Raw genomic sequence first — 26813 nt, forward strand, 5'->3', positions numbered from 1 at the left:
TTGCAAAAAATGTGAGCAGATTCAGATGCCAGCGCTCGCCTGGGAGACTAGGGGTCGGAGGTTCAAATCCTCTCGCTCCGACCATTTTTCTCAAATCATCTGTCGGGTGGACTGACCTTCGGCGTGGAGCCGGCTCCCGCCCGTGACGCATGCGCGACGATCAGCAGCAGATGGCTGCTTCGGTGGTCGGCAAACTAAAATGCGGAAAACAACCCCATGCAAAGTAGCGAAGCCATCGGCGAGATGACGTTTTTCCGAAACAGTTTGACGCGTCGGGCAAAACAGGGGCATGATGTCATCGTGCCAGTCTGTAGATCGGGGCTTTGGGCGCGGGAGAGGGCAATCGCAATCGGACGACATTTTCGCGAGCCGAAGTGATGTCGTCTTCCCTGGAAGCACGCGTTCCGCGACGTCCCACTACCTCAAAAACCCCACCACCATCCGCGTCGTCTCATCCACCAGCGTCCGCACCGTCTTGTCCGATCGCATCGCGGCCTGGTTCAGCACCGTGTTGTGCGCGACCGCTTCGATTGCGCTGACGCAGATGAAGGTTGCGACGTCGAGGTCGATCTTGCGCATTTCCTTGCGGTGGATGTCGAAATAGGCCCGGACGAGGGCGTGGATCTCGCGGTTGAAGGCTTCGACGTCGAGCTTTCCGGCGCGCGGGATCTGCTCGGCGAGGACGCGATGCAGTTCGGGGTTGATGCGGTGCGCCTCGATCGCGACGGTGACGAGGCGGCGCACGGCTTTGTCGATCGGCATGTCGGTGACTTCGGTCAGCGCTGAACGGACGATGCCCATGATCTCCTCGTTGTGACGATTGATCACGGCGGCGACCAGCGCCTCCTTGCTTGGAAAATACTGGTAGAGCGAGCCGACGCTGACGCCGGCGATTTCGGCGATGCGGTTGGTGCTCGCTTTCTCGAAACCTTCGCGGACCAGAATGCGAGCGGTGGCCTCTACCAATGCGTCGACGGTGGCGCGGGATCGCTGCTGCGAGGCATTTTTCCGGGCTTTTGTCGGCGGTTTGCGGGCCACGGCCTTGTGATCTGAATGCGAGTAGGAAAAGCGAGTGAATGCTCGCATTATACCCGCAAGTGGCGGCGGGTCGGCAAGCCTCTTTGACGCCGCGTCGAAAGAGCCGATGGGGATGTGGCCATGAGCGTTGCCAGGATCGTGTCTGTCTTGCATTTTTGTCCGGGCGGTTGCGTGTTCAATACGCCATCCCAGCGCGATTCCGCACCGAGCCTGCAAAGCCGCGCCCTCAATCTGCTATTGCGGCAGCTTCCGTATAAGCAACAGCTGGCGTCCGCCGAGGCGGTGCAGGCGCATGTGCAGAAGCTCGCGTTGCAGCCGGCCTCGTTCGAGCCGACGGGGCTGGGGCGCGGCGTCGAGGCGACGCTGACCAAGATGGGCGGATGGCCGGTCTATTACACGGCGCCGTCGTCGGGACATGAGGGGTGCAACCACGTCATGTTCCTGCATGGCGGCGGCTTCATCAACGAGATCGTGCCCGCGCATTGGCGCTTCGTCGGGCAGATGACGCGCAACGCGGGCGTTGTCTGCGTCGTCCCGATCTATCCATTGGCGCCGCGCGCCACGGCGAAGGATATCGTCCCGAAGACGGCCGAGCTGCTGCGCATGCTGCTCGAGGATGCCGGGTCCGCAAAGGTCACGGTTGTCGGCAATTCGGCCGGAGCCAACCTCGCGCTCGCTGCGTGCCAGTGGTTGCGTGATCGCGGGCACCGGCAGCCGAACCGGCTGGTGCTGATCTCGCCCGCGGCTGATGCCTCGGTCAGCCGCCCGGAGCAGGTGGCGATCGCGGCCCGGGATCCGATCCAGGACATTCCGGGCATCGTCGAGGCGGGGCGGCTCTATGCCGGTGAGCTCGATGTCGGCCATCCCTTCGTCAGCCCGCTGAACGGCGCCTTCCGCGCGCTTGCGCCGATGACGATCTTCTCGGGCACGCGCGATCTGCTCTACCCTGACAGCGTCGATCTTGCGGAGCGCGCGCGGGCGGCGGGCGTGCCGGTCGAGCTGCATCTGCTCCGTGACCAGCCGCACAATTACGCGCTGATGCCGACGCCGGAAGGACGGCGCGCGCGGGCGATGATTTTGCAGGCGGTGGCTTAAGAGGAGGGTGTGATCGTTGTCACAAAGCGCGCCGCCGCAATGGGGGCTGGCGCTGGCGGTGCCCGCGCGGAAGGACCATGCGGCCTCCGGGGCGTTTCCTCATCCTCAGTCTTGATATCCGTAGTCTTGATATCAGTAGTTTTGCGGGGCCTTATTTGGTCAGGCGTGGCCCTTGATCTCGTAATGACCCGGCACGCATTTGTAGCGATCGAGGCGCCAGTTGGCGTGGTAGATCGGATGCTCGCCCATCCATTTCGCCAGCGGGGCCTGTGCGCCGATCGCACACTGCATCATCGATATCTCGGGCGTCATGTTGCTGTCGGTCACGATTTCCTCGATGCAACTGCCTGAGCTGGCTGCACTAAGCCGGCAGAGCACGGCAACGACGGTCACGAACATTCCTGTCACCTCATCGGTAGTTTCTGACCACGAAGAGGATGCAAGCGGAGTGCCAGAGCCTGTGACTGAAACAACACGCTGGCCTGGCCGACTCGACCCAGCGTCCGGAGTCCATTTGACGATTCGGATTGTAAAAAAATTGCCCATAAACCGAAGCCGGGCAACTACGGGGAACCGGGCGAGGGATGACCGATTGTGGGGGCAGCGCCGCGCCGGTGACGCTTCACAGGGCCCTCGCAGCCGATAGGCTCGCAGACTGCGGATACCCGCCGGGAGAGCAGGACCGCAGCAAGGGCTTTGGAAACGCGAGGGCAGACCATGAAGGCACGACCGACCGGCGTGATTCCGCCGATGACGACGCCGTTTCGCAAGGACGGCGAGATCGACTTTGGGCTCGTGGCGCCCCAGGTCGACTGGATGATCGGCGCCGGCGCGCATGGCGTCGCCGCCGGTGGTTCGACCGGCGAAGGCCACACGCTCGACCACGAGGAATATCGCGACCTGATGGAAGCGACGGTGGCGGCGGTGAAGGGGCGCATTCCCGTGATCGCCGGCATCATCGTCGATTCCACGCGCGATGCGATTCGCCGGGGCAAGCTCGTGCGCGACATGAACGTTGCGGCCCTCCAGGTCACGCCGGTGCATTATCTGTTCAAGCCCGACGACGAGGCGATGGTCGCGCACTTCCGCGCCATGGCCGACGAGACCGGCATGCCCATCATCATCTACAACGTGGTGCCGTGGTCCTATCTGTCGCCGGCGCTGCTGACGCGGATCATGACCGAGGTGCCGCTGGTGGTCGGCGTCAAGCAGAGTGCGGGCGATCTCAAGCTGCTCGCCGACCTCATGATGATGGCGCCGGACAAGCTGATCTACAGCGCGGTCGATGCCCTGATGTATCCGTCCTACACATTGGGCGCCCATGGTTCGATCGCGGCAATCTTGACCGCGGCGCCGCATGCCTCGGTCGCGCTGTGGGACGCGGTGAAGGCGGGCGACCATCCGCGCGCGCTGGATTTGCACAAGAAGCTGCTGACGCTGTGGAACGCCGCCATCGCCGACAATCTGCCGGCCTGCACGCGCTACGCGCAGACGCTGCAGGGCCTGCCCAGGACCTATCCGCGCGCGCCGATGCCGGAGGCATCGCTTGCGCAGCAGGCGGCGATCCGCAAGGCGCTCGAGGGTCTCGGCGCGTTGAACGCCCAACGCGTCGAAGCGGCGGAATAGTCCGCCCGCCGAAATAATCGATCTCGAAGCCGGCAGCGCCGATCCGCTTTTACCTGCGGATGCGGCGCTGCTAGATTTTGCGTGCGTCCCGATGCGGCGCGGCGTCGAAGAAACAGACCGACAAGGGGAGGGGCCGAAAGTCCCATGAAGGAATTTGCAGGAAAGATCGCCGTCATCACCGGCGGCGGCACGGGAATGGGGCGCGAGCTCGCGCGGCAGCTCGTCGCCGAGGGCTGCAACGTCGCGATGTGCGACGTCTCGGAAGCCGCGATGGCCGAGACGAAGCGGCTGTGCGAGGTCGAGAAGCTGCCGCAGGGCCTGCGCGTCACGACCCATGTCGCCGATGTTTCGATCGAGGATCATCTCAAGCGCTTCCGCGACGAACTCGCCGAGCAGCAGAAGACGGACCGGATCCATCTCCTGTTCAACAACGCCGGCATCGGCGGCGGCGGCAGCCTGTTCACCAACACGCGCGAGCAGTGGGAACGCACCTTCAACATCTGCTGGGGCGGCGTCTATCTCGGCGTCCGTACCTTCCTGCCGATGCTGGTCGCGGCCGACGAAGCCCACATCGTCAACACTGCGAGCGTCAACGGCTTCTGGGCCTCGATCGGCATGAACCAGGCGCACACCGCCTACAGCTCGGCCAAGTTCGCGGTGAAGGGATTTTCCGAAGCGCTGATCAACGATCTCCGCCTGCACGCGCCGCACGTCAAATGCTCGGTGGTGATGCCCGGCCACATCGGCACCTCGATCGTCTCCAACTCGCGCAAGGTGCAGAGCGCCGACGGCTCGGAGCGGCTCAGCGCCGACGAGGTCGCGCTGACCCGCAAGCGCATGGTCGCGGCCGGTGTGCCGGATGCCGACAGGATGTCGGACGAGGACATCCAGGCGGCGTTCGCCGAGCGCGCGCGCAGCTTCCTCGAGGATGCGCCGACGACGGCGGCGCAGGCCGCGAAGATCATTCTCGACGGCGTCAAGGCGGAGCGCTGGCGCATTCTCGTGGGCGAGGACGCCCGCCGACTCGACGAGCGCGTGCGCGCCACGCCGGAGCAGGCCTATGACCGCGCCTTCTATGAAAGTTTTACCCAGGAAGTCGGCTGGCGGCTTGGCTGACGCCGTCAACGAGCGCGCGCGAATATGGGTATGATGATCGTCATGGCAAGAGGCGCGCATGTAATTTTGCGTGCCACCTCCTGCCAGCTTTTGTTGCCGGCTTTTCTCCAATCATGACGAATTGGAATGTCACGCATGCGGCGCGTCGATGCGTTCAAGCGATGGTGATCTTAAACGGCTCTCATTCGGTGCACGGCAGCTTGGTCAGGGAACCGAAATAGTTTAGTCAGTCAGGTGTAAGGCGATGACCAGAGCGTAGCTCCCGATGATACCCGCATGCCTCTCCGACGACTGGATCCTTTGCCCGGAGCGAGAGGACATTTCCGCTGAGTTCACCCGGCTCCTCACCGCGGCCCAGGAGGGCGGCGCCACGATCGCCGAATGCCTGATGATCGCGCGGCAGCTGAAGCGCGACGAAGACCAATCCTGGCATCGCGAGTGGAAAAAGCTGGCGCAGGCCAATCGTCATCGCGCCGAGGCCGCGTTCGCGGAAGGCCACATGGCGAGCGCACAACGCAACTGGCTGCGCGCGATGAATTACTACGGCGCAGCGGCGATGCCGCTCGACCAGGCCGACGAGCGCCGCTGGGTTGCCGTGCTCGCGATGCAGGAATGCGCCCGCCGCTACCTCACGGCGCGCGGCCCGGCCGGCGACGTCGTCACGATACCCTGGCTCGACGGACATTCGCTGCAGGGCTACTTCCTGCCGGCGCCGTCGGCAGGCGAGCAGGCCCCGACCGTGATCTGCATCGGCGAGCCGGGCCACCGCAAGGAGGAATTCCTGTTCAAGCTCGCGCCGCATGCGCGCGAGCGCGGCTTCTCGATGCTGGCACTCGACCTTTTCGGCGACCAGCGCGATGATTATCTCGACGCATTGTTGCGGCGCCGGGATCTCGAAAGCGCGATTCCCAGCGTCATGGACTATCTGGAGAAGCGCAGCGACGTCGATTTCAGGCGCGTCGCGATCGTGGCCGACGGCTGGGGCTCTTCCTTCGTGGCGCGCGCGGTGCTGCAGGAGCCGCGGCTTGCCGCCGCCGTCTGCGATGGCGGCCTCTGGGACCTGCACGAACGGGCCTTCTTCGCCAGCCGATTCGCCATGAGCGACGTCAGCATCGTGCCGGTGCCGCATACGCCGCTGATGGCCTCCAGCGCCGACTGTCCGGTGCTGATCACGCTGGGTGAGGACGGCTGGCTCAAGGCCGACCGGGCGCGGCAGATCGTCCAGACCTCGCGGCTCGGCAGCTCGGATGTGATGCTGAAGGTGTTCACCGCGGCCGAAACCGGTGCGGCGCAGTCCCATGCGGACAATCCGAGCCTGGCCAACGAATACATCTTCGACTGGCTCGAAACGCGGCTCGGCGCCGCCGGGCGCATCTAGACACGCCGCCTCAGAAGTCGAGGGTCAGGCGGACGCAGGCCTTTTCGAGACGGGTCTTCAAGGTCGCGAGCTTGGTGGTGAATTCGGTGAGTTCCTGCTCGTCGAATTCCTGGAAGACGAATTCCTTGATCGTCTTGTACTGCTCGTTGAGGCTCGCCAGGTGCTTCTGCGTCTTCTCGGTCAGCGACAACCGGACTACCCGTGCGTCGGTCAGCGAGGGGCGACGGCGCAACAGGGCCTTGTTCTCGAGCAGCTTGGACTGGGTGGTGACGAACGAGGGATCGACGTGGAGAAGCTTGGAGACGACGTTGACGGGAATGCCGTCGTCCTTGTCGAGGTCGGAGATCGCCATCAGTATCAGCCATTGCGGGCCGCTGATGCCGAGCGTCCTCGCCCAGAACTGACGCAGCTCCTCCAGATACATGTTGATCGACGATATCTCCCAGGTGAAGCGCCGGATGATATCCAGATTGCCGACGGAGCGGAGGCGCGCCCCTTCTTTCCTCGTGGCTGACACAGCGTCACTCCCGTGATCTGAATACCTGCGGCCGGTGTTTTGCGCGGCCATAGTTCACGCAAGCCTGCTCTGACGCAAGTGCAGGGCAGGGTAATTTCGTCACTAAAATTACAAAGATGATCAGCTCAGCAGACTGGCTCAGCCGGGGTGTTGCGCGCGGGGCACAGGTTTAGCGAAACCACAAAGCTGACTAAATAAACTATTTTGATTAAGGGAACGGCGCAGGCATATTGCTCCGTGACGGTGGGGGGTTCTCGATCGTCCCGTTGCAGGTGGTTCGCTCACGTTCCTCGCGTTCAAGCAGGTGCGTCCGAAAGCGCGAAGCGGCCGAGCGGATTTGAAGAGACGGGGATCTGGGGGGCCTCACGGTCCGGTCTCCGCAAAATGTGCAACTTGGAGGTTTTAAATGAGAGTGGTGAAGAGCCTTTTGCTCGGCACTGCGGCGGGTCTGATCGCCGTGAGTGCAGCCCAGGCGGCCGATCTTCCGGTCAAGGCCAAGGCAGTCGAGTACGTCAAGATCTGCTCCCTGTATGGAGCTGGATTCTACTACATGCCGGGCACCGACACCTGCATCAAGCTCGGCGGTTATCTGCGCGCTGACGCGATCCTTGGCGGCGCAGGCGACTATGGCTTCCAGCAGGGCGCGAACGCGGGCTCGAACAACCGTCTGACCAACTACTATACCGGCCGCGCTCGTTTCGACTTCAACGTCGACACCCGCACGGCGACCGAGTATGGCGTGGTGCGAACCTACGCCGACATGGTCTTCAGCTGGGATTCCCAGACGGCCACCGGCAGCAATCCCTCGACGTTCTCGACCGGTTCCGCCTCGCTCGGCCTCTACCATGCGTTCATCCAGTTCGCCGGCTTCACGTTCGGCCGCACGGTCTCGATCTTCGACGCCCCGTGGCAGAGCTATCCGGCTGGCGGTCCCGACACCATTCCGGGCGGCAGCAACCATACCAACGGTGTGAACCAGGTTGCCTACACGGCCGACTTCGGCCAGGGCATCACCGCGTCATTCGCGTTGCAGGACGAGACGACGGCGACGAACGGCCAGTCGAACCTCTGGAACGTGTCCTCGGGTACGGCCGCTCAGTTCGTGACGGGCGTCTACGGCGCCAATGCCTGGGGTGGCACGCGTTCTCCCGACATCATCGGTCAGGTCCGCGTCGACCAGGCCTGGGGTCTGGCCCAGATCTCGGTTGCCGCGCATGACCTCCATGCCGCCTACTACGGCGCCACGGAATCGACCGGTCATCCCTCCGACAAGTGGGGTTGGGCTGTGCAGGGCGCCTTGTCGATCAAGAATATCCCGACCGGCGCGGGCGACAACATCAACTTCCAGGCCGTCTACACCGACGGTGCAACCCGTTACAACTTCCAGAGCCTGTTCCCGCAGAGCTTCTTCATGTTCAGCGGTAGCGGCACCGCGTATCAGAGCACCGGTTTCGCCGGTGTTTCCGACGGCGTCTTCGGTGCCGGTACCGGCATCGATACCGTCAAGACCTGGGGCTTGCGTGGTGGCTATACCCACAACTGGAGCCCGAACTGGGCGAGCGCCGTCTACGGCGGTTACGCCCAGTTGAAGTACGGCGATGCCGGCAAGGGCCTGATCTGCGGCAACTTCGCTGCTATCGCGGTCGCGGGCGCTACTTGCAATCCGGACTTCAACTTCGCGGTCGTCGGTGTCAACACCGTGTGGACTCCGGTCAAGAACCTGGCGCTCACTGCCGACGTGAGCTGGTCGCATCTGGACCAGAAGTACTCCGGCTCCATTGCAAGCCCGGGTATTGCCAGCGCTGCGAAGCCGGCGGCCGTGTACGAGCTGAAGGACCAGAACTCGGTCAGCATGCTCCTGCGCGCCCAGCGCAACTTCTAACATCGATCTCGCAGATCGATCAGAGAGCCCCGGCGGGACACCGCCGGGGCTTTTTTACAAGAGGGGCGTTCGGAAAATCCGGCAGCCCGTGCGGGCGACGAAGACGAGCCATGCGGTTCGATCGGCCCCAGACTTATTTACTTACCTGAGTTACTAAGCTATATAGCTTTCAGCCGATTTCGAAAGTTGCGGCTCTTAGCTTGATGCTAAGCCTCCAGAAACCTCCGGCAATGCCCTGCCGGAGGTTTTTCGTTTCAGCAAAGCGTTTTCAAGCGAAGTGGATACCGGTTCGCGTAAAGAAAACGCGTCAAGCAGAATCTAGCCGCGCATGACACGGGCGCGCGAGTTCGGCCGGTAGGCGAGGCGGCTGTGGCCGGCGCAATACGACTGGCCGTCCGGCGCCGAATTGCCGCAGAAGCAGAAATCGTCCGCACCCGGCGTCGAGATCGGCCAGCGGCAGCGGTTCTCGGCAAGCTCCAGCAGCGAGCAGCGATTGGCTTCGTCGATCGGCCCGGCGACCACCGGCGCGCCGGTCTCGCCGTAGATGGTGGCGAGCATCTCATATTGCAGCCGCGGCACCGCTCTCGTCGCGCGCGCCGGCGCAAGGCTCCGCTCGAGCCTGCGGGCTTCGACCGCGCGGCTGCGCGTCAGATTGAGCCTGGACAGCTTGCCGATCACCGCGTTGCGGCTGACGCCGATATCGGCGGCGATCTCGCGGCACGAAAGTCCGGCTTCGAAGTGCTGCTTCAGAAGTTCAATTCGTTCGTTGGTCCAGGTCGGTGAAGAAGTGGGTGAAGAAGTCGCTGAGAGAACAGGCATTGTAGCGGTCCCAGGTTGCAGGATGTCGGCCATCCGCCTCTCGAGATCCGTCCGCCTCACGTCCGGCGCGCGCTCACGTTCTGCCGTTGTCGCGAATCGACAAAAGCCCGTCCTTGATGGCGAGACGGATGCCTTCCTCGATCAATGTCCGTGCGACGCCGGGAACGCTGGTGCCGTGGGTGCCCTGTCTCACCAACTTCTCCAGATAGGTGATGGTCGAGAGCGCCAAGGTTACGGGAATGCGGTCAGTCTCGGCTTTTTCGGTGGCCATGGTCCGAACGCTAACCTCATACTCAGATACATAAAAGTAACGATTAAGACTCTATTTAGGTTCGGGGGTGGAAGTCAAATGCCGGCTGAGGTCATGGCTCAGCCCGTTGGAATCGCAAGAGAAATTGGACGCGGCAACGCGCGCCGCCGGGAGTGCCGGGCAGCGTCGTGGCTCGACAGGTCAGGGAAGGCGTGCCGGCTCAGCCGTGCACGATCGCCTTTTCGATCATGCAATGGATGCCCTTGGAGCCGTTGACGGTCTGGGTCACCCGCAGATCGGCCGCCAGGCTGCACAGCGTATAGGCGTCCTCGCGCGACAGATTTCGCGTCTCGCCGAGCAGCGCGATCATGTCGCGCAGCGCGCGCACCACGCACTGGTCGAGATCGGGGTCCATCGCCATGGTCATGTAGTGCGTCGCCGTCTCGGCGCGGGGATAATCGAACCGCAGGTCCTTGCGCAGCGTCAGGCGGAAGCGGCCCTGAAGCGCGGTCTCGATCGCGGTGACGCAAACCTCGCCGTCGCCCTGCACGCCATGGCCGTCGCCGCAGGAGAACAGCGCTCCCGGAACGAACACCGGCAAGTAGAGTGTCGCGCCAGCGCCAAGCTCCTTGTTGTCGAGATTGCCGCCCATGGCGCGCGGGACCAGAGAGGAGATGCGGCCCCAGGCGGGAGGCGGCGAAACGCCCATCACGCCGAAGAACGGCTTGAGCGGCAGGTCGAGGCCCCACGGCATGCGGCCGACCATCCGCGTCCGGTCGAGCGGGATGTTGAGGATGCGCGTCTCGTGGAAATCGTCGGGCAGGGTGCCGGACAGCGGCTTGATCATGTTCCAGCCCCAATCCTGCCGGAGCTGGACGTCCAGGATCTCGACCGCGAGCACGTCGCCAGGCTCGGCGCCCTCGACCGCGATCGGGCCGGTGAGGATGTGGCCGGGCAGCATGCGCTCGTTTCTGGCATGAACCTCGAAAATTTCAGGGGGAATGTGAAACTTGCTGCGGTCGGGCAGCATGTCCGGACCGCCGCTGATGGTGTCGACCGTCACCTCGTCGCCGCTCGCGATGGTGAGGATGGGCTCGAGCCTGGCTTCGAAAAAGCCCCAGTGGCACGTTTCGGGGCTCGAACGCAGGTGGTGATGGGTCATTGGCCGCCTCTGGTCGGTTTCATCTGAACTTGCCATGAGGACTTGCGAGGCCCGGGCTTGACCAGGCAATCGATCCTCTTCCAAGAAGCTTTCTGAAGATCGAGGTGCCGGTCAAGGCCCGCGCAACAGGCACGATCATTCCAGCGAGGCGCCCCTGCTTTTTGTCCTTTCCAAGACCCTCGGCACCGCGGTGCTGCCGACCAACTTCATGATCGAGCTCGGGATCGTCTCGGTCGTCCTGATGGCGACGCGCTTTGCCGCATTCGGCCGCAAGCTCGCCGCGGCCACGCTGATCCTGCTGGCGCTCGCCGCATTTTCGCCGCTCGGAAATCTCCTGCTCTATCCGCTGGAGGCGCGCTTTCCGCCGTGGGATCCGTCGCGCGGTGCGCCCGATGGCATCATCGTGCTCGGCGGCTCCGTCGACACCGATCTTTCGGCGGCGCATCGCACGCCGGTCGTGTCGCATGCGGCCGATCGTCTGTTCGCGCCGGCCGAGCTCGCGCGCCGTTATCCGAATGCTCGCATTGTTTTCACGGGAGGCACCGCGAACCTGGTGTCGACAGGCGCTAGGGAAGCCGACTACTCCGCGCCTGTCCTGGAAAATTTGGGCATCGCGAAGGAGCACCTGATCCTCGAGCGGGACTCGCGCAACACCTACGAGAATGCGATCTTCACGAAACGATTGGTGGCGCCGAAACCGGGCGAGCGCTGGCTTCTGGTCACATCGGCCTTCCATATGCCGCGGTCGATGGGGATCTTTCGCAAGGCCGGATTCGATGTCGAGGCCTATCCGGTGGATTGGCGGATGGGCGGGCGTGACGATCTCCTCTCCTTCACCAATGTCGCCGCGGACGGGCTCGGCCGAACCGAGGTTGCCGTGCGCGAATGGATCGGGCTCGTTGCCTACCGCCTGATGGGCCGGACCGGCGATTTGCTTCCGGGCCCCGCGAAGGACTAGAAACGACGACAAGACGAAGATGATCGGCGCAATCGCCGGCCGGGAGGACGCCATGCAAGAGCAGAGTGCAGACAGGATCGATCTTGCCGGCCTCGTCGCCGATCTCAACAGCCTGTTGCGGCTGAAGACAACGGTGATCGGCATGAAGCTGTTCGCGCGCGCCGCGGACATGGAGGCGATTGCGAAGATCCGGCGGCCGAATGCGGTCCACACCACCGACCAGATCGTCAGCATGGCCTCGCGGCTCGGCTGGACCGTCGGCATCACCGGCGAGGATCTCGTTGGTAGCCAGTGCCGCGCGGTGATCGGCCTTGCGCCGCAGGACGAAAAATGGCTCGCCGGCGAAAATTATGTCGGCGTCTGGCACGGCACGGCGGAGGACGCACGCAAGCGCCAGGAGGCGCTGGACGTGGTGCCGTTCGGGCAGTATCAGGCGCTCGCGGTCAGCCCGCTCGCCAGCGGCCGGCTCGATCCGCCCGACATCTGCCTTGTCTATGCGACGCCCGGGCAGATGATCATCCTGATCAACGGGCTTCAATATACCGGCTACAAGAAGTTCGAATGGGGCGTGGTCGGCGAGACCGCTTGCGCGGATTCCTGGGGGCGGGCGCTCAAGACGGGCGAGCCCAGCCTGTCCTTGCCATGCTATGCCGAACGGCGCTATGGCGGCGTGCCGGACGAGGAGATGCTGATGGCCTTGAAGCCCGAGCATCTCGCCAAGGCGGTTCTGGGCATGAAGGCGCTGGCCAAGAACGGCCTGCGCTATCCGATCCCGCCCTATGGTATTCAAAGCGACGTCCGCGCCGGCATGGGCGTGAGTTACGCGAAGAAGTAAAGGCCGACCATGAGTTCTGCGAAATTCGACATCGTCGTCTATGGCGCGACCGGTTTCACCGGCCAGCTCGTCGCCGAATATCTGACTCAGCAGTACAAGAACGACCACGCGCTCAAATGGGCGATGGCGGGCCGGAGCCTCGGGAAGCTGAAAGCGGTCCGCGATGCGATCGGTGCGCCCGGGAACACGCCGCTGATCGTGGCGGATGCGTCGGATGCGGCTTCACTGAAGGCGATGGCGGAGCAGACGATGTCGGTGATCACCACCGTCGGCCCGTACCAGCTTTATGGTGAGGAACTGCTGGCGGCCTGCGTGGCCACGGGCACCGATTATTTCGATCTCTGCGGCGAGCCGGTGTGGATGCGGCAGATGATCGACAAATACGAGGCGGAGGCCAAGGCGAGCGGCGCGCGCATCGTGTTTTCGTGCGGCTACGATTCCGTGCCGTTCGAGCTCGGCGCGTTCTTCGTCCAGGAAGAGGCCAAGCGTGTATTCGGTGCACCGGCCTCGCGCGTGAAGGGGCGCGTGCGCGACATGCGGGGCACGCTCTCGGGCGGCACCGCCGCGAGCGCGAAGGCGACCTTCGATGCGGTGGCCAAGGATCTCAGCCTCGTCGCCATTCTCAACGACCACTTTGCACTGACGCCCGGCTTCAGCGGCCCGAAGCAGCCGAAGGGCAACAGGGCGGCCTTCGAGGAGGACCTGCAATCCTGGGCCGCGCCGTTCATGATGGCGCTGATCAACACGCGCAACGTTCACCGCTCCAACATGCTGATGGGATTCCCTTACGGCCAGGACTTCGTCTACGACGAGATGGTCCTGACCGGCCCCGGCGAGAAGGGCGAGGCCAACGCCAAGCGCGTGATGGCGGCAAACGCCGGGAAGACCGGTCCCGACGCACCGAAGCCGGGCGAGGGGCCGTCGAAGGAAGAGCGCGAGAACGGCCTGTTCGACCTGCTCTATGTCGCGATCGCGCCCGACGGTCGCACGGTCCGTGCAGGTGTCACCGGCGACCGCGATCCCGGCTATGGCTCGACCTCGAAGATGATCTCCGAATGCGCGATCTGCATGCTGCGCGAGGCGACGGATGTCCCGGCCGGCTTCTGGACCCCGGGCGCAGCGATGCAGCACAAGCTGATCAAGCGGCTGCAGGACAATGCGGGGCTGACGTTCAGAGTTGAGAGCTAACAGCAGATTGCAGATTGCAGGATGGGCACGGTGCTTTGCGCCTTTGCCCACCCTGCAGCAGGGCCCTACACCGCCCGCGCGTCGTAGGCGTACATGAACTCCATGCTCTTCGACCCCAGCGGCAGCAGCCATTTCATCATCTGATTGCGGATCCATGCGCCGGTGGCGCTGAATTCGCGCTTGCTGTTGCCGTTGCGGCGGGCCATGGCGACGATCTTTTCGGCGCGCGGCCGTCGCTCGGCCTCGAAGGCCTGGAAGGTGGCGCCGAGTTCCTGGCGGTCCTGCATCAGCCGGGCGAGGCGCATCGCATCCTCCAGCGCGAGCGAGGCGCCCTGGCCGGCATGAGGGCTGGTCGCATGGGCGGCGTCGCCGATCAGCAGCGAGCGCTTGCGCGACCAGGTCGGCAGGGTCGCAACATCGAGCGTGTCGGTGACCACGATGTTCTCGGCGGCCTCAATGATGCCGGGGATCGGATCATGCCAGCCACGGTGGAAGCCGCGCAGGTGCTGCTTCAGCGTCGCAGGGTCGAGCGCGCGGAACATCGCCGCGTCCATGCCGTGCGCGGGCTGCGTGCTCCACCACATCACGCCGTCGTTCGGATCGGGACTGCAATAGCCGTAGCCGAAGAAGCCGCTCTGCCCGAACGTGGTCTCGACGTGCCGGCCGACCGGCCTGCCGTCGAGGACGGCGTGCGGCACGAAGCCGCCGAAACCGATCAGTCCGGTGTCGAACGGTTGCGGGCCGTCGGGCACGACCTGCCGCCTTGTGACCGAGTGCACGCCGTCGGCACCGATCAGGAAGTCGGCTTCGGCGGTGGTGCCGTCGGCGAAGTAGGCGATGATCGGCTGGTCGCCGCGGTCCTCGATCTTGATCAGGCGCTTCTCGAAATGCAGCGAGACGCACGCGCACCAGGCCTTGTCGATCAGCATCTCGTTGAGCGTGGCGCGGCAGACATTGACCGCGGGCTGGCCGAACCGCCGCGCCATGTCGCGGTTGATCGAGCCGAGCCTCTCTCCGCCCTGCGAATAGAAGTCGAAGGACTCCGCGATCGACCCGCGGCTGATCAATTCGTTCGAAAGCCCGATCTCGTCCATGACATGCATGCCGTTCGGCGCGATCTGAAGGCCGCCGCCGATGCCTTTGGCGTAGGGCCAGGCCTCGTAGATCGCGGATTCGATGCCGGCGCGGCGCAGCAGGATCGCGGTGACGGGTCCGGCGATGCCGGCGCCGATGATCAGGGCCTTGCGGGGACGGTTGGACATTGTCTTGCTCCCGACGTTTCCGTGGTGCTAGGAGAAATTACGGTCACTAAATCTCTTAGTGACTAAGATATATATCAACTAAGATATGAGGTCGGCCTTGTCAAGGACGAAGGCGCGCGCTGCGCTGTTGCAGGAGCTGGAAGAGGCGATGCGCAGGTCGTCCGCGCAGGGCGTGCTCTATGGCCAGACCGTTGCCAACGTTGCCGGAATTGCCAATTCCGACCTCGAATGCATGGACATCCTGTATCTCGAAGGCCGCGTCACCGCCGGCCGGCTCGCCGAAGTCACGGGCCTCACGACCGGCGCCATCACCGGCGTGGTCGACCGGCTCGAGAAGGCAGGACTCGTGCGCCGCGAGCGGGATGAAAACGACCGGCGCAAGGTCTTCATTGCCGTCGTGCCGGAAGCAGCCATGAAGATCGGCCAGTTCTACGTGCCGATGCAGCAGGCCATGGAGAAGGTGGTCAACGTCTATTCCGACGAGGAACTGCGGCTGCTGTTGCGCTTCGCGACGGAGGGTTACAAGGGCGTGCTGGCGGCGACCGAGGCACTCAAGGGCCTGATCGATACCCCGCCCGAGAAGCGTCCGGATCTCAAGCTGAAGAAGCTTCGTCGCTAGAGCGTTTTCGAGCGAAGTGGATACCGGTTCGCGACAAGAAAACGCGTCAAGACAAGAAACCAGACATCACCGTTCCGATTCTATCGGAACGGTGATGTCCCTGATCTTGTAGATCTGCGCAGCCGCGATCATGCCCCACATCGCGCCCAGCATCATCCAGAAATGCCGCCAGTGGTCGGTGTCGATCACGAAACTTTCGCCGACGGTGCCGACGAAGGCGGAGAACACGGCCAGATAGGCGCGCTGCCATGGGACTCGCACGAAGATGTGCCGGAAGCCCATGATCATCGTGGTGAACACCAGCGCGGGATAGCAGACGCCGGACAGCCAGCCGCCGGACATGAAGGCGTTGAGATAGGAGTTGTGGGTGTCCTCGGGAAAGAAGCGGTGGAATTGCAGCGGGCCGATGCCGAAGGGCAGGTCGAGCGCCATCTCCGCACCCAGGATGTGCCGGCCGAACCGGCCGAACCGGCCCTCGTCATAGCTCTGGTCGAAGCTCGCACGCTGCTTGAACATCTCGGCGGTGGAATCGAACGACATCAAAACCGCGATCAGCGCGAGGCCCAGCACCGCGGCCAGGACCGCCATGACGATGATGCGCGAGCGCTGCGCGTTGGTGCGGCTGGTCAGCACCATCAGCGCCAGCATGAAGGCGGATGTCAGCACCAGCCCGCCCCAGGCGGCGCGAGAGAACGCGAGCAGGATCGCCAGCGACATGATACAGAAGGCGATGACGTTGCGGAACGCCTTGCCGAGCTTGTCCGAAACCACGCTCTGGAGCGCGAACAGCGCCGGCAGGATCAGGAAGGCGCCGAGCACGTTCGGGTCCTTGAACGTGCCGCGCGCGCGTCCGTAGAGTGTGAGAAGGTCGTCGCCGCCGGGAACCAGGTGGAAGTAGCCGGCGACCGCCGACAGCGAGGCGACCATCGCGCCGACCACGAGTCCGCGGCGGAGCATGTCGAGCCGCGCCGCTGTGTCCTCCGACGTGACCATGGCGAAGAACACGACCGTCACCGCCATGTACCAGGAGGTCGCAATCCAGCTCACCACCTCGGATTGTTCGAAGAGCGGGATCGCGCTGATGGTGTAGCCGACGTTGAGCAGGACCAGCATCAGCACCAGCGGCATCAGCGCGAGCCGCAGGCGCAGGCCGGTGGCGAAGAAGATGACGGTGGCGAGCAGCGTCACGATCTCGTAGGGGCTCGGCTCGATGAAGACGATCGCGCCGGAGGCGCCGACCAGCCACACCATCGCGCGCTGCAGGGCCAGCACGCCGGGCGCAGCGCGAACCGCTGCATTCATTTCCCCGGCTGTCGCCGCATACGCCATCACACGCTCACACCACTCGTACGCAAGAATACCGCTGTCATCGCCAGGTCAGGCCGGGGCGCGACCGCAACTCAATACGCGTTCTCGTTCTTGGTCAGCAGCGCGATCGGCGTCTTCAGGAGAATGACGAGATCGAACAGCACCGACCAGTTCTCGATGTAATAGAGGTCGAACTCGACGCGCTTCTGGATCTTCTCTTCGTTGTCGATCTCGCCGCGCCAGCCGTTGATCTGGGCCCAGCCGGTGATGCCGGGCTTGACGCGGTGGCGGGCGAAATAGCCGTCGACGGCTTCGTCGAACAGGCGGCTCTGGAGCTTGCCCTGCACCGCATGCGGACGCGGGCCGACCAAAGAGAGATTGCCGGAGAATAAGACATTGAAGAGCTGCGGCAACTCGTCGAGGCTGGTCTTGCGAATGAAACGGCCGACGCGGGTGACGCGCGGATCGTTCTTGGTCACGACCTTCGAAGCAGTCGGGTCGGCCTGGTGATGATACATCGAACGAAACTTGTAGACGTCGATGCGCTCATTGTTGAAGCCGAAGCGCTTCTGGCGAAACAGCACGGGGCCGGGGCTGTCGAGCCGGATCGCGATCGCCACGAGGGCCATGACCGGTAGCGCCGCGAGCAGCGCCAGGCTGCCGACGACGCGGTCGAACAGCCATTTCATCACCAGGTCCCAGTCGGTGATCGGCGCCTCGAACACGTCGAGCGTCGGCACCTCGCCGAGATAGGAATAGGAGCGGGGACGGAAGCGCAGCTTGTTGGTGTGCGCGGAAAGGCGGATGTCCACCGGGAGCACCCAGAGCTTCTTGAGCATCTCAAGGATGCGCGTCTCGGCCGAGATCGGCAGCGCGAACAGCACGAGATCGACGCGGGTGCGGCGGGCAAACTCGACGATCTCGTCGACCTTGCCGAGCTTGCGCGCGCCGGCGCAGGTGTCGAGCGCACGGCTGTCGTTGCGGTCGTCGAAGACGCCGAGCACGTGGATATCGGAATCCTCCTGCGTGTTCAGCGCCTCGACCAGTTGTTCGCCGTTGCGGTCGGAGCCGACGATGATGGTGCGGCGGTCGAGCCGGCCCTGGCGCGCCCAGGCGCGCACCAGCGAGCGCAGCACCAGGCGCTCGCAGATCAGCGCGACGAGGCCGAGGAAGTAGAAGGCGGCAAGCCACAGCCGCGATATTTCGCTGCCGAACTTGGCGAAGAACGAGATGCCGATGAACAGCAGGAAGACGAACGACCAGGAGGAGATCATGCGCGTCATCTGGCGGAGCTGACCGCGGAACAGCTGCACCTGATAGATGTCGGCTGCCTGGAAGCAGACCACGGCGGAGACGGCGACGGCGACGATCTCCGCGGGATAGGCCCAGCTGAAGGCGCCGGCGAGCGGCATGACATAGCCGACATAGACCGTGATGCCGACGAGGCTCAGCAGCGTGAAGTCGGCGAGGCGCACGATGCCGGTGATCACGATCGGTGAATAGGCGCGGGCGACCTTCTGGTTGACGACGTCGAGCGCGGCGGGCGACAGCCGGCGGCGGCGCTCGACAAAGGGCTTATCAACCGGTTTCGCCGCGGCACTGGTCGCGGCGTCGAGCATCGAGCGTGCGTTGAGCGGTTCCACGGGTGTCCACGTCCATTCCAAAAACCCGTGGGCACGGCCTTGCGCCCCGGGCAGCATCCCCTGGCACATCGATTATCGAACAAATCGGAAGATTCTCTAAAGCAGGCCCTAAGAATGGTTAATGATTGGCAAATGCGTCGCGGTAGCCCGCAAGCACGCCGTCGACCATCGCCTGCTGGGAGAAATGCGCGGAGATGCGCTCGCGCAAGGACACCGCGCGCTGCGCGGTTACCTGCGGATCGTCCAGAGCCGCAGCAATCGCCCCGGCCATGGCCTCGGGATTGCTCGGTGCGAACAGGGCGGGGCTCTCCGCGCCAAGGATCTCGGGAATGCCGCCGATCCTGGATGCGATCATGGGAATACCGGCGGCGCCGGCCTCGATCACGACATAGGGCATGGAATCGCCGCGCGAGGGAACGACCAGCAGTCGCCCCTTGGAGAAGCCGTAGCGCGCCTTGACGTGGCCGACGAAGCGGATGGAGCCGGCGAGGCCGAGCCTCTCGACCTGCGCCTTCAGTGCCGCGGTCTCCTCGCCGTCGCCGCCGAGCGTCAGCGTGACCTTCCTGCCGCCCTCGTGCAGGCGCGCCACCGCATCGACCAGCAGATCGGCGCCTTTGATGTGCCTGAACTCGCCGACATAAGCGAGGTCGGTGGCATCGTCGGCGATGACGATCGGCTCGAATTCCTCCGGTGTCACGCCGTTGAAGACGCAATGCACCACGCCCTTCGGCGTGCCGACGATGCGCTGATAGGTGTCGCGGGCAAACGCGCTTTCGAACAGGAACAGGTCGGTCGCGCCCATCAGCGCGCGCTCGAGCCGCGCGTAGAACTCGCCCTTGAAGGTGTTGAGGGGATAATGCAGCGAGCCGCCATGGGGGGTGTAGATGCGGATGGTGTCGTCGGAACGCCGCCGCATGCGGATGAAGGCGCCGGCCTTGGCGCCGTGGCCATGCATGACGTCGGGCCTGAGCGTGGCGATCAGGCGCCGCATGCGAAGCCACACCAGCGCATCGTCGGGCGACGGCTCGCGGCGCATCGCCATCCGGTGCACGCCGAGCTTCAGCCGCGGCGCGAGCTCGGCAAGGGCCTTGTCGGCGCGATCGCCGCCGGTGAGGCTGTCGGCGAGGATGCCGACATGGTGGCCGCGATCGACCTGGCCATTGGCGACGTCGAGGATGTGGCGGAAGATACCGCCAACCGGAGCGCGTACGGCGTGAAGGATGCGAAGCGGCTGGTCGGGAGAGGGGGGCATGATCAAAACCAGCGCTCGGCGAATGCTCGAACAATGCTCACGAAATATCGAGACGGATTAAGGGCCCTCGTGGTTAACAAACGGTGACGAGCGCGCCCGCGCGAGCTGCAGGATGCCGCGATTAACCCAGCGGCAACCTTAATGGAGTGTAATCGCCCCGGTTGAGGTAGGTTCGTGGCGTTGCCCTGCGGGAGTGTTCGATGCGTTTAGCGTTCTGGCGTGCCGGCAAGGACAAGGCGGTTGTCGAGCGGGCCGTTTCGAAGGCCAAAGCCGAAGCCAGGCAAGCCGAATTCAAGCAGGCCGACTTCAAGCAAGCCGAACTCGAGCCCAGGATCGAAGCCAGGCCGGTATCCGCCGCGCCGAGGCAGGCGCCGTCCGAATCCGGCGACATCGACCTGCACGCGCTCGGCGCGGCTCTGGCGCGCAAGCGCGGCTGGATCATCGTGCCGACGGTGCTGGCGCTCGTCGCGTCCCTCGCGGCCGTCAATCTCGTCACGCCGCGGTACAAGTCCGAATCCCGCATCCTGATCGACGGCCGCGAGAACGTGTTCCTGCGCCCGAACAGCGACCGCACCGAGGAGCGGCAGGCGCTCGATCCCGAGGCCGTCACAAGCCAGGTGCAGCTCGTGCTGTCGCGCGATCTCGCACGTGAGATCATCAAGAAGAACAAGCTTGCGGAGCGGCCCGAGTTCGATCCGGTGCTGCAGGGGGTTTCTCCGCTGAAGTCGCTGGCGGCCCTGATCGGCATCGGCCGAGACCCGTTCTCGATGACGCCCGAAGAGCGGGTGCTCGATGCCTATTACGACCGGCTCCAGGCCTACGCCGTCGACAAGTCGCGCGTGATCGTCGTCGAATTCCAGTCCGCCGATCCTGATCTTGCCGCGCGCGTCGCCAACTCGATCGCCGACGGCTATCTGGTGCTGCAGCAGAATGTCCGTCAGGATCAGGCCAGGAACGCGAGCCAGTGGCTCTCCGGCGAGATCGACAGCTTGCGCAAGAAGGTCTCCGAGGCCGAGGCGAAGGCGGAGGATTTCCGCTCCAAATCGAGCCTGTTCGTCGGCACCAACAACACGACGCTGTCGAATCAGCAGATGGGCGAGGTCAACACCCAGCTCAACAACGCGCGTTCGATGAAGGCGGATGCGGAATCCAAGGCGCGGCTGATCCGCGAGATGCTCCAGAGCGGCAAGCCGATCGAGTCATCGGAGGTGCTGAACTCGGAATCGATGCGGACGCCGTCCCAGCAGCGGGTGGCGTTGCGGGCCCAACTCGCCGAGCAATCGTCGACGCTGCTCGGCAATCATCCGCGCATCAAGGAATTGAAGGCGCAGCTCGCCGATCTCGACACCCAGATCCGCGACGAAGCCGCCAAGATCGCCCGTTCGCTGGAAAACGACGCACGCTTTGCCAGCGGACGTGTGCAGGAATTGACGTTGAGCCTCGAGCAGTTGAAGAAGCAGGCGACGTCGACCAACGGCCAGGACGTGCAGCTCCGCGCGCTCGAGCGCGAGGCCAAGGCGCAGCGCGACCTGCTTGAGACCTATCTTGCCAAGTACCGCGAGGCCAACACCCGCGAGACCATCGACACCGCGCCGACGGACGGCCGCATCATCTCGCGCGCCATCGTCTCGAACATGCCGGCCTACCCGAAGAAGCTGCCGATCGCGCTGATCGCGACGATCGCGACGCTGCTGCTCTCGTCCGGCGTCGTCATCACCGGAGAGCTGTTGCGCCAGACTGCGCCCCGTGCGGCAGCCGTGTTCGCTCCAGCGCAAACGCGGGCGCCGGCTCGTCAGGAACCGGTTGTCCAGCCGGCGGCCGCTGAGCCGATCGTCGATCCGGTCATGGCGGAGTCCGCGCCGCTTCAGCCGGAGATGGCCTCTGATGCCGATGCCGACGAATTCGCTGAGATCGAACATCTCGCCGACAGCCTGCGCACCGCGGGGACTGCGGCGAAGAAAGTCACGGTGCTCGGCACCGCCTCGGGCGAAGCCATCACGCTTTCGACGCTGACGCTGGCCCGGCATCTGGCGCGCGATACGCGGGTCGTCGTGGTCGATCTTGCCGCGTCCTCGCCGACAATGGCCGCGATATCCGTCGATGCCTCGGCGCCCGGCCTTGCCGAGCTGATGCAAGGCGAGGCGTCGTTCGCGCAAATCATCACCCGGGACAAGCTCTCGCGGCTGCATCTGGTCATGGCCGGCCGTCCCGGCTTCGACCGCAGCCTGTTGCAGTCGCCGCGGGTGGCGCTCGCGATCGACGCGCTGCTTCGCGCCTACGATCACGTGCTGCTCGACGCCGGCAGCGCTTCGGACCTCCCGGCGGAATTGCTGACGGCGAATGCCCGCGCCGTCGTGGTGCCCGACGCGTCGATGGCCGCGGATGCCCGCGCGCTGATGTGCGAGCAGCTGAGGGCCGTCGGCTTCGGCGAGGTGACGATGCTGGGCAAGCCCGTGCAGCCGTCAGATGCGGTGGAAGCACCGCGCGTGGTGGCAGCGTGACGTTCTTGCCTTCGCTGCGGGCCTGAGCGAGCGCCTCGTCCTTCGAGACGACCGCTTCGCGGTCTACTCACAGGATGAGGCTTTGCTGGATCGGAGTCCGTTGAAGCTGCTGCCGCGAATTCCGTCCTCATCCTGAGGGCCCGCCGAAGGCGGGCGTCTCGAAGGATGCGCCGCGGGAGCGCGTCTCCCAACCGCAGGATACCTACCCGAACGCCTGGCGCAGCCGTCGGGCCAGATCGAACAGCATCTGGTTCTGCTTCACCAGCCGCTTGCCGTGGCTCAGCGAGGACATCGCCATCGCTGCGAGCCTGCCGCGCGAGGTCAGGGGCACGAAGCTGTCGAAGATGGCTTCGTCATCCTTGCAGAACATCCGCTTGTACTCGTCCGAGCCGATGCCGAGGTCGAGCGAGCGGTAGCCGCGCTCGGCGTAGCGGTCGATGATGTAGCGCATCAGGATCAGCCCGGGGCTGAAGCGGGCGTGCTCGGACATCGTGTAGGTGTTGAACATCATCGAGAAGCGCTGGCCGTCGGCGACGCCGGCGAAGATCGCGATCACCTCGTCGTCGCATTCGAGCGCGTGGATGTCGATGACGCGGCCTTCGCCGCGCGGCGCATGGCAGGCGCTGCGGATGAACGCTTCGACGCCCGGTTCGGCGAAGACGTCGGGGAGCTTCTGCTCGGCCATCCGCACCGGCTTGACGCGGAAGAACCAGTCGAGCAGGCGGGTGATGTCCGCGTCGGTGGTGGCAAGGTGATAGCGATAGCCGGCGAGCGTCTGGAGCTTCTTCTCCTTGCTCTTGAGGCGGCGGCGGAAGGAATTGCTGATGCGCGATGCGGGCGGACCGCCGGGCTCCATCACCAGCAGCGGACAGCCGTTGATCGCGCTCTGCCGCGGGAAAGCGGCAAACGGGTTCTGCTGATCGTGCCAGCGCAGCGGCTGCTGCGTCAGTGCGAGCACGTCGACATGTTCGCGCAGCGGCGCCTGCAGCGCGTCGAGATCGGCGGCAATCACCTGCGCTGCGAACTCGGCGTTCCACAGGCCCATGTTGAAGGTGGTATGCTTGCCGCCCATGAAGCAGGCCGTGCGCACGCCATGGGTCTGGCGCAGCGAGAGCGGCAGCAGCAGGAGCGGCCTGTGCTCGGCGTCGCGGGCGATCACGATGAAGGGCCGGGCGCCCTCGCAGCCACCGACCAGACCATGCCAGGGACTCAGCAGATCAAAGCGCTGATAAGGCGTGAAGAGGTGACCGGGCTCTTCGAAAGTGCGCCAGACCGCCTCGGCGGCGCCGAGATCGGCAACGATGTCGACATGCGCGATACGGCTCGCTTTCGACCGCGCTGGCGCTTCTGCCGTCCGGCTTTGCATCGCCGCAGCCATGGTCATTCGCGAAACCTGTCGAGAAATCAAAAATGTGCGTAATTCGGCCTGTGGCCGACCTTTGCAAAGAAATGTCAACAAAGGGTAATGACTATAGGGGAGGAAACAGGCGCCAACGCGTCAGGTGGGACATTGGCATCCGACGACAGATGGCTGGAACGGCTGCGGCTCGAGCTGACCTGGTTCAGCGGCCAGGCTGCGCTGCGCAGTCGTGGTGCCGGCGCCATCCTGCGCTTTGCCGATGTGCGGCCGCGACGTCGCGGCGGGTTTCAGCCGCTGCGCGAGAACGAGATCACTCCGCGCTTCCTCGACCGGGCCATCCGCGCGCTGAAGCGGTGGAGATATGATTTTGTCGGAATGGACGAGGTGTGCCGGCGTGCGGTGACGCTGCCGGAAAAGCGGCGCTTCGTGGCGCTCACCTTCGACGGTGCTGCCAAGGATCTCATCACGTTTGCCTACCCGGTGCTGGCCCGCCACGCCGTACCCTTCACGATCTACGTGCCCACCGCGTTTCCCGACGGCGTCGGGGAAGCCTGGTGGCTCGGACTGGAGCAGGTGATTGCGCGCGAGAGCCGCATCAGTCTGATGATGGGCGAGAGGGAGCAACGCTTCAACGTCACCGGCAATGCCGAGAAGCAGGCGCTGTTTTCGTTCGTCGAGGGCTGGCTGCTCTCACTGCCGCCGGCGGATTTGTCGGCTGCGATCGCCGACCTCTGCACGCGCTACCGGATCGACCTTGCCGCGCTTTCGCGCGAGGCGTCGATGAATTGGGAGGATCTGGCCAAATTGGCGGCCGATCCGCTCGTCACGATCGGCAGCGCGACCGTGAACTATCCCGTTCTCGCCAACATGAAAGACGCCGCCGCGCTGCGCGAGATGACGATGGGCAAGGCGGTGGCGGAAGCGGCGTTCCACCGCGAGATCGAGCATCTGGCCTTTCCGTTCGGCGATCGCGCCTCGTTCCGGCGCAGCCACGTCGTGATGGCGGAGGAGGCCGGCTTTGCCAGCGCGGTGTCGACGATCCCGGGCATCGTGGATGCCGGGGGGCGCACCAACCTGCGCGCACTGCCGCGGATTTCCTGGGACGGAAGGGGGCGCTCGTTGCGCATGCTGCGCGTGCTGGCGTCGGGCGTTGCCTTTGCGCCGGTGAAGCCGACCGGCACTCTTACGAACCAGACTTGACCCGGTCGGGCCGCTGCATCCAGCTCACGATCGGCATCGCCGGCAGCACCCAGCCCATGCCGACCACCACGTAATAGATCGCCTGCCGCCAGCCGGATTCGGCAATCCACGGCATCTGCGCCAGCGCCATGCCGAGCAGGGCCCAGACAGTGGCGAGCACCAGGAGGAGGATGGCGCCGAGGAACTTGCGGGTACGGATCGTCATGACGGAATGCTGCGGCTTTCGCGTAACTTGCGCTGCGGGAGCGGGGGACTATAAGGGGCGCGCAGTCCGGTTCAAGCCTCAAGTCGCTTAGGTACAAGGTTTGGTTTCGCCCTGAAATGACGCCGATTTCCACCCTCTCCGAGCCGTATCGCGCCGTGCGCTGGTGGCTGATTTCCGTGGCCGCGCTGATCGCCCTGATGGTGCTGGTCGGCGGCGCGACCCGGCTGACGGAATCCGGGCTCTCGATCGTCGAATGGAAGCCCGTCACAGGCAGCGTTCCGCCGCTTTCGGAGCGGCAGTGGACCGAGGCCTTCGAGGCCTACAAGAAGATCCCGCAATATCGCGAGCTCAACGCGGGCATGAGCCTGTCCGAGTTCAAGGAGATCTTCTGGTGGGAATGGAGCCACCGGCTGCTCGGCCGTTTCATCGGCGTGGCCTATCTGCTGCCGTTCCTGTTCTTCCTATGGCGCGGCGGTCTGTCCGGTGAATTGAAACGGCGGCTGTGGCTGCTGTTCGCGCTCGGCGGGCTGCAGGGCGCGGTCGGCTGGTGGATGGTGGCGTCGGGCCTGACGGAGCGCGTCGAGGTCTCGCAATATCGGCTGGCGACGCATCTGGTGCTCGCGCTCCTGATCTTCGCCGGCATCGTCTGGACGGTGCGGCGGCTCAAGGAACGTCCGCAGATCGCAGTGCCTGCGCGGCTGAGATTCACGAGCGTGCTGCTCCTCGTCGTGACTTTCGTGCAGATCTATTTCGGTGCGCTGGTCGCGGGCCTGCGCGCCGGCCGCGCCTACAACACCTGGCCGCAGATCGATGGCGCGTTCATTCCCTCGGCGGATCGGCTGTGGTTCGAGACGCCGTGGTGGCGCAACATGTTCGACAATGTGCTGACCGTGCAGTTCGAGCACCGCATGACGGCCTATGTGCTGTTCGTGCTCGCGGCGTGGCACGCCTTCGATGCGGTGCGCTCGCGCGCGGCGGCGGGCGGCGCGCTGTTGCTGCTGGGCGCGGTAAGCCTGCAGGCGGTGCTCGGCATCCTCACGCTGCTCAATCAGGTGCCGATCGATCTCGCGCTCGCCCATCAGGCGGTCGCCATCGTGGTGCTGACCCTCGCGGTGATGCAGACCGAGCGGCTCGCCTCGCGGCAATCTGCGCAAGCGCAGCCGCGCGCGGTTCCGCTCGGTCAGGCCGGCTGATCAGCAATAGCCGTAGATGCCGCACGAGTAGGGCAGGCGCCAGAAATAGTCGACCTGCTTCCCGCCGTAATACGAGCCCTGATAGTCGTAGTCCCAGGGGCGGCCGTAATAGCCCGGCAGCGTGTGCGCGCCGGGCAGCAGCGGCGTGCCCGGCAGGTTGCGGATGTAGCTGCCGATGCCATAGGCCGGCGAGATCAGCGCATCCGGATCGGTTTCGACGTAGACTTTCGGCGGCTCTTGCGGCGGAGCCGCGGCCCGGCGCTTCGGCGTGGCCGGCAGATCGGCGGCGAGCGCGCCCGAGACCGTCAGCATTGCCGCAAGGGCAGGTACCATCCAGCGCAGCATCGTCGGCTCCGAATCAAAAAGGGCGATCCAAGGACGATGTATGCGGCCAATATGGTTAATG

At 64.7% G+C, this 26813-nt stretch carries 25 protein-coding genes; 12 read left to right on the forward strand and 13 right to left on the reverse strand.

What is annotated here, in order from left to right; translation table 11 throughout:
* Positions 1 to 417 precede the first annotated feature (417 nt).
* Complete coding sequence (locus NR187_RS17705; RefSeq protein ID WP_256807160.1) at positions 418 to 1254, reverse strand: TetR/AcrR family transcriptional regulator; 837 nt, start codon at positions 1252 to 1254, stop codon at positions 418 to 420.
* Between the two features lie 21 nt (positions 1255 to 1275).
* Between NR187_RS17705 and NR187_RS17710 the strand changes: the two genes are divergently transcribed.
* Entirely contained in the window at positions 1276 to 2133 is an 858-nt protein-coding gene (locus tag NR187_RS17710; RefSeq protein ID WP_256807161.1) for an alpha/beta hydrolase, read from the forward strand.
* Between the two features lie 159 nt (positions 2134 to 2292).
* Here the strand turns inward: NR187_RS17710 and NR187_RS17715 are convergent, their stop codons facing one another.
* Positions 2293 to 2532 carry a hypothetical protein gene (locus NR187_RS17715; RefSeq protein ID WP_094891819.1) on the reverse strand — a complete coding sequence of 80 codons (240 nt, stop codon included), beginning with the start codon at positions 2530 to 2532 and terminating at the stop codon, positions 2293 to 2295.
* Positions 2533 to 2850: 318 nt separating this feature from the next.
* Here NR187_RS17715 and NR187_RS17720 point away from each other — a divergent pair, with 318 nt between their 5' ends.
* The 3 genes from NR187_RS17720 (at position 2851) to NR187_RS17730 (ending at position 6253) form a co-directional block, all read left to right on the forward strand.
* On the forward strand, positions 2851 to 3759 hold the full coding sequence (locus NR187_RS17720) for a dihydrodipicolinate synthase family protein (protein WP_256807162.1): 909 nt from the start codon (positions 2851 to 2853) through the stop codon (positions 3757 to 3759).
* A 144-nt stretch (positions 3760 to 3903) separates the two neighbouring features.
* The gene (locus NR187_RS17725; protein WP_256807163.1) at positions 3904 to 4875 is read left to right on the forward strand and encodes an SDR family oxidoreductase; all 972 of its coding nucleotides are present in this window, start codon (positions 3904 to 3906) and stop codon (positions 4873 to 4875) included.
* Positions 4876 to 5140: 265 nt separating this feature from the next.
* On the forward strand, positions 5141 to 6253 hold the full coding sequence (locus NR187_RS17730; RefSeq protein WP_256807164.1) for a S9 family peptidase: 1113 nt from the start codon (positions 5141 to 5143) through the stop codon (positions 6251 to 6253).
* Between the two features lie 10 nt (positions 6254 to 6263).
* Here the strand turns inward: NR187_RS17730 and NR187_RS17735 are convergent, their stop codons facing one another.
* Positions 6264 to 6770 carry a MarR family transcriptional regulator gene (locus NR187_RS17735; protein ID WP_256807165.1) on the reverse strand — a complete coding sequence of 169 codons (507 nt, stop codon included), beginning with the start codon at positions 6768 to 6770 and terminating at the stop codon, positions 6264 to 6266.
* A 406-nt stretch (positions 6771 to 7176) separates the two neighbouring features.
* On the opposite strand from NR187_RS17735, the gene NR187_RS17740 reads away from it, so the two are divergent.
* Positions 7177 to 8652: a porin gene (locus tag NR187_RS17740; protein ID WP_256807166.1), complete on the forward strand. Its 1476-nt coding sequence runs from the start codon at positions 7177 to 7179 to the stop codon at positions 8650 to 8652.
* A 318-nt stretch (positions 8653 to 8970) separates the two neighbouring features.
* On the opposite strand, the gene NR187_RS17745 is transcribed toward NR187_RS17740, so the two are convergent.
* The 3 genes from NR187_RS17745 to NR187_RS17755 all read right to left on the reverse strand — a co-directional run bounded on the left by NR187_RS17745 (position 8971) and on the right by NR187_RS17755 (position 10883).
* Positions 8971 to 9471, reverse strand: coding sequence for a GcrA family cell cycle regulator (locus tag NR187_RS17745; RefSeq protein WP_256807167.1), 501 nt, complete (start codon positions 9469 to 9471; stop codon positions 8971 to 8973).
* Positions 9472 to 9544: 73 nt separating this feature from the next.
* The gene (locus NR187_RS17750; RefSeq protein WP_007603456.1) at positions 9545 to 9742 is read right to left on the reverse strand and encodes a hypothetical protein; all 198 of its coding nucleotides are present in this window, start codon (positions 9740 to 9742) and stop codon (positions 9545 to 9547) included.
* A 199-nt stretch (positions 9743 to 9941) separates the two neighbouring features.
* Complete coding sequence (locus NR187_RS17755; protein ID WP_256807168.1) at positions 9942 to 10883, reverse strand: acetamidase/formamidase family protein; 942 nt, start codon at positions 10881 to 10883, stop codon at positions 9942 to 9944.
* 190 nt (positions 10884 to 11073) lie between these two features.
* Here NR187_RS17755 and NR187_RS17760 point away from each other — a divergent pair, with 190 nt between their 5' ends.
* The 3 genes from NR187_RS17760 to NR187_RS17770 are packed head-to-tail and all read left to right on the forward strand — an operon-like array spanning position 11074 to position 13864.
* Positions 11074 to 11841, forward strand: coding sequence for a YdcF family protein (locus NR187_RS17760; RefSeq protein WP_256807169.1), 768 nt, complete (start codon positions 11074 to 11076; stop codon positions 11839 to 11841).
* Between the two features lie 52 nt (positions 11842 to 11893).
* A complete protein-coding gene (locus NR187_RS17765) occupies positions 11894 to 12676 on the forward strand; it encodes a DUF169 domain-containing protein (protein WP_211385968.1) in 783 nt (260 codons plus the stop codon).
* A 9-nt stretch (positions 12677 to 12685) separates the two neighbouring features.
* Complete coding sequence (locus NR187_RS17770; protein ID WP_211385969.1) at positions 12686 to 13864, forward strand: trans-acting enoyl reductase family protein; 1179 nt, start codon at positions 12686 to 12688, stop codon at positions 13862 to 13864.
* Between the two features lie 65 nt (positions 13865 to 13929).
* Here the strand turns inward: NR187_RS17770 and NR187_RS17775 are convergent, their stop codons facing one another.
* The gene (locus NR187_RS17775; RefSeq protein ID WP_256807170.1) at positions 13930 to 15126 is read right to left on the reverse strand and encodes an FAD-dependent monooxygenase; all 1197 of its coding nucleotides are present in this window, start codon (positions 15124 to 15126) and stop codon (positions 13930 to 13932) included.
* 148 nt (positions 15127 to 15274) lie between these two features.
* Between NR187_RS17775 and NR187_RS17780 the strand changes: the two genes are divergently transcribed.
* Positions 15275 to 15745: a MarR family winged helix-turn-helix transcriptional regulator gene (locus tag NR187_RS17780; protein ID WP_256807262.1), complete on the forward strand. Its 471-nt coding sequence runs from the start codon at positions 15275 to 15277 to the stop codon at positions 15743 to 15745.
* 66 nt (positions 15746 to 15811) lie between these two features.
* Here the strand turns inward: NR187_RS17780 and NR187_RS17785 are convergent, their stop codons facing one another.
* From NR187_RS17785 to NR187_RS17795, 3 genes are all read right to left on the reverse strand, one after another.
* Positions 15812 to 17074, reverse strand: coding sequence for an O-antigen ligase (locus tag NR187_RS17785; RefSeq protein ID WP_256807171.1), 1263 nt, complete (start codon positions 17072 to 17074; stop codon positions 15812 to 15814).
* Between the two features lie 71 nt (positions 17075 to 17145).
* A complete protein-coding gene (locus NR187_RS17790; protein ID WP_256807172.1) occupies positions 17146 to 18696 on the reverse strand; it encodes an undecaprenyl-phosphate glucose phosphotransferase in 1551 nt (516 codons plus the stop codon).
* A gap of 118 nt (positions 18697 to 18814) precedes the next feature.
* Positions 18815 to 19948, reverse strand: a complete 1134-nt coding sequence (locus NR187_RS17795; RefSeq protein WP_211385973.1) for a glycosyltransferase family 4 protein — start codon at positions 19946 to 19948, stop codon at positions 18815 to 18817.
* Between the two features lie 200 nt (positions 19949 to 20148).
* On the opposite strand from NR187_RS17795, the gene NR187_RS17800 reads away from it, so the two are divergent.
* Positions 20149 to 22449, forward strand: a complete 2301-nt coding sequence (locus tag NR187_RS17800) for an exopolysaccharide transport family protein (RefSeq protein WP_256807173.1) — start codon at positions 20149 to 20151, stop codon at positions 22447 to 22449.
* Positions 22450 to 22651: 202 nt separating this feature from the next.
* On the opposite strand, the gene NR187_RS17805 is transcribed toward NR187_RS17800, so the two are convergent.
* A complete protein-coding gene (locus tag NR187_RS17805; RefSeq protein ID WP_211385975.1) occupies positions 22652 to 23833 on the reverse strand; it encodes a GNAT family N-acetyltransferase in 1182 nt (393 codons plus the stop codon).
* Positions 23834 to 23959: 126 nt separating this feature from the next.
* On the opposite strand from NR187_RS17805, the gene NR187_RS17810 reads away from it, so the two are divergent.
* Positions 23960 to 25009, forward strand: a complete 1050-nt coding sequence (locus NR187_RS17810) for a polysaccharide deacetylase family protein (RefSeq protein WP_211385976.1) — start codon at positions 23960 to 23962, stop codon at positions 25007 to 25009.
* On the opposite strand, the gene NR187_RS17815 is transcribed toward NR187_RS17810, so the two are convergent.
* Positions 24993 to 25214 carry a DUF2842 domain-containing protein gene (locus NR187_RS17815; RefSeq protein WP_211385977.1) on the reverse strand — a complete coding sequence of 74 codons (222 nt, stop codon included), beginning with the start codon at positions 25212 to 25214 and terminating at the stop codon, positions 24993 to 24995. The two genes, NR187_RS17810 and NR187_RS17815, sit on opposite strands and share 17 nt — an antisense overlap.
* A gap of 116 nt (positions 25215 to 25330) precedes the next feature.
* On the opposite strand from NR187_RS17815, the gene NR187_RS17820 reads away from it, so the two are divergent.
* Positions 25331 to 26407, forward strand: a complete 1077-nt coding sequence (locus NR187_RS17820; RefSeq protein WP_211385978.1) for a COX15/CtaA family protein — start codon at positions 25331 to 25333, stop codon at positions 26405 to 26407.
* Here the strand turns inward: NR187_RS17820 and NR187_RS17825 are convergent, their stop codons facing one another.
* Positions 26408 to 26752 (reverse strand): hypothetical protein, encoded by a 345-nt coding sequence (locus NR187_RS17825; RefSeq protein WP_211385979.1) that lies wholly within the window; start codon positions 26750 to 26752, stop codon positions 26408 to 26410.
* Between the last annotated feature and the right edge of the window lie 61 nt (positions 26753 to 26813).

It is taken from the genome of Bradyrhizobium sp. Bra64 (assembly GCF_024519875.1).
Classification (GTDB): Bacteria; Pseudomonadota; Alphaproteobacteria; order Rhizobiales; family Xanthobacteraceae; genus Bradyrhizobium; species Bradyrhizobium japonicum_G.

What these genes read in the sequence shown, in the direction of transcription:
- NR187_RS17715 (WP_094891819.1), bottom strand. Translation starts at nt 2,532, where the DNA reads ATGTTCGTGACCGTCGTTGCCGTGCTCTGCCGGCTTAGTGCAGCCAGC.
- NR187_RS17720 (WP_256807162.1), top strand. Translation starts at nt 2,851, where the DNA reads ATGAAGGCACGACCGACCGGCGTGATTCCGCCGATGACGACGCCGTTT.
- NR187_RS17725 (WP_256807163.1), top strand. Translation starts at nt 3,904, where the DNA reads ATGAAGGAATTTGCAGGAAAGATCGCCGTCATCACCGGCGGCGGCACG.
- NR187_RS17730 (WP_256807164.1), top strand. Translation starts at nt 5,141, where the DNA reads ATGATACCCGCATGCCTCTCCGACGACTGGATCCTTTGCCCGGAGCGA.
- NR187_RS17740 (WP_256807166.1), top strand. Translation starts at nt 7,177, where the DNA reads ATGAGAGTGGTGAAGAGCCTTTTGCTCGGCACTGCGGCGGGTCTGATC.
- NR187_RS17745 (WP_256807167.1), bottom strand. Translation starts at nt 9,471, where the DNA reads ATGCCTGTTCTCTCAGCGACTTCTTCACCCACTTCTTCACCGACCTGG.
- NR187_RS17750 (WP_007603456.1), bottom strand. Translation starts at nt 9,742, where the DNA reads ATGGCCACCGAAAAAGCCGAGACTGACCGCATTCCCGTAACCTTGGCG.
- NR187_RS17755 (WP_256807168.1), bottom strand. Translation starts at nt 10,883, where the DNA reads ATGACCCATCACCACCTGCGTTCGAGCCCCGAAACGTGCCACTGGGGC.
- NR187_RS17765 (WP_211385968.1), top strand. Translation starts at nt 11,894, where the DNA reads ATGCAAGAGCAGAGTGCAGACAGGATCGATCTTGCCGGCCTCGTCGCC.
- NR187_RS17770 (WP_211385969.1), top strand. Translation starts at nt 12,686, where the DNA reads ATGAGTTCTGCGAAATTCGACATCGTCGTCTATGGCGCGACCGGTTTC.
- NR187_RS17775 (WP_256807170.1), bottom strand. Translation starts at nt 15,126, where the DNA reads ATGTCCAACCGTCCCCGCAAGGCCCTGATCATCGGCGCCGGCATCGCC.
- NR187_RS17780 (WP_256807262.1), top strand. Translation starts at nt 15,275, where the DNA reads ATGCGCAGGTCGTCCGCGCAGGGCGTGCTCTATGGCCAGACCGTTGCC.
- NR187_RS17785 (WP_256807171.1), bottom strand. Translation starts at nt 17,074, where the DNA reads ATGGCGTATGCGGCGACAGCCGGGGAAATGAATGCAGCGGTTCGCGCT.
- NR187_RS17795 (WP_211385973.1), bottom strand. Translation starts at nt 19,948, where the DNA reads ATGCCCCCCTCTCCCGACCAGCCGCTTCGCATCCTTCACGCCGTACGC.
- NR187_RS17800 (WP_256807173.1), top strand. Translation starts at nt 20,149, where the DNA reads ATGCGTTTAGCGTTCTGGCGTGCCGGCAAGGACAAGGCGGTTGTCGAG.
- NR187_RS17805 (WP_211385975.1), bottom strand. Translation starts at nt 23,833, where the DNA reads ATGACCATGGCTGCGGCGATGCAAAGCCGGACGGCAGAAGCGCCAGCG.
- NR187_RS17815 (WP_211385977.1), bottom strand. Translation starts at nt 25,214, where the DNA reads ATGACGATCCGTACCCGCAAGTTCCTCGGCGCCATCCTCCTCCTGGTG.
- NR187_RS17820 (WP_211385978.1), top strand. Translation starts at nt 25,331, where the DNA reads ATGACGCCGATTTCCACCCTCTCCGAGCCGTATCGCGCCGTGCGCTGG.
- NR187_RS17825 (WP_211385979.1), bottom strand. Translation starts at nt 26,752, where the DNA reads ATGCTGCGCTGGATGGTACCTGCCCTTGCGGCAATGCTGACGGTCTCG.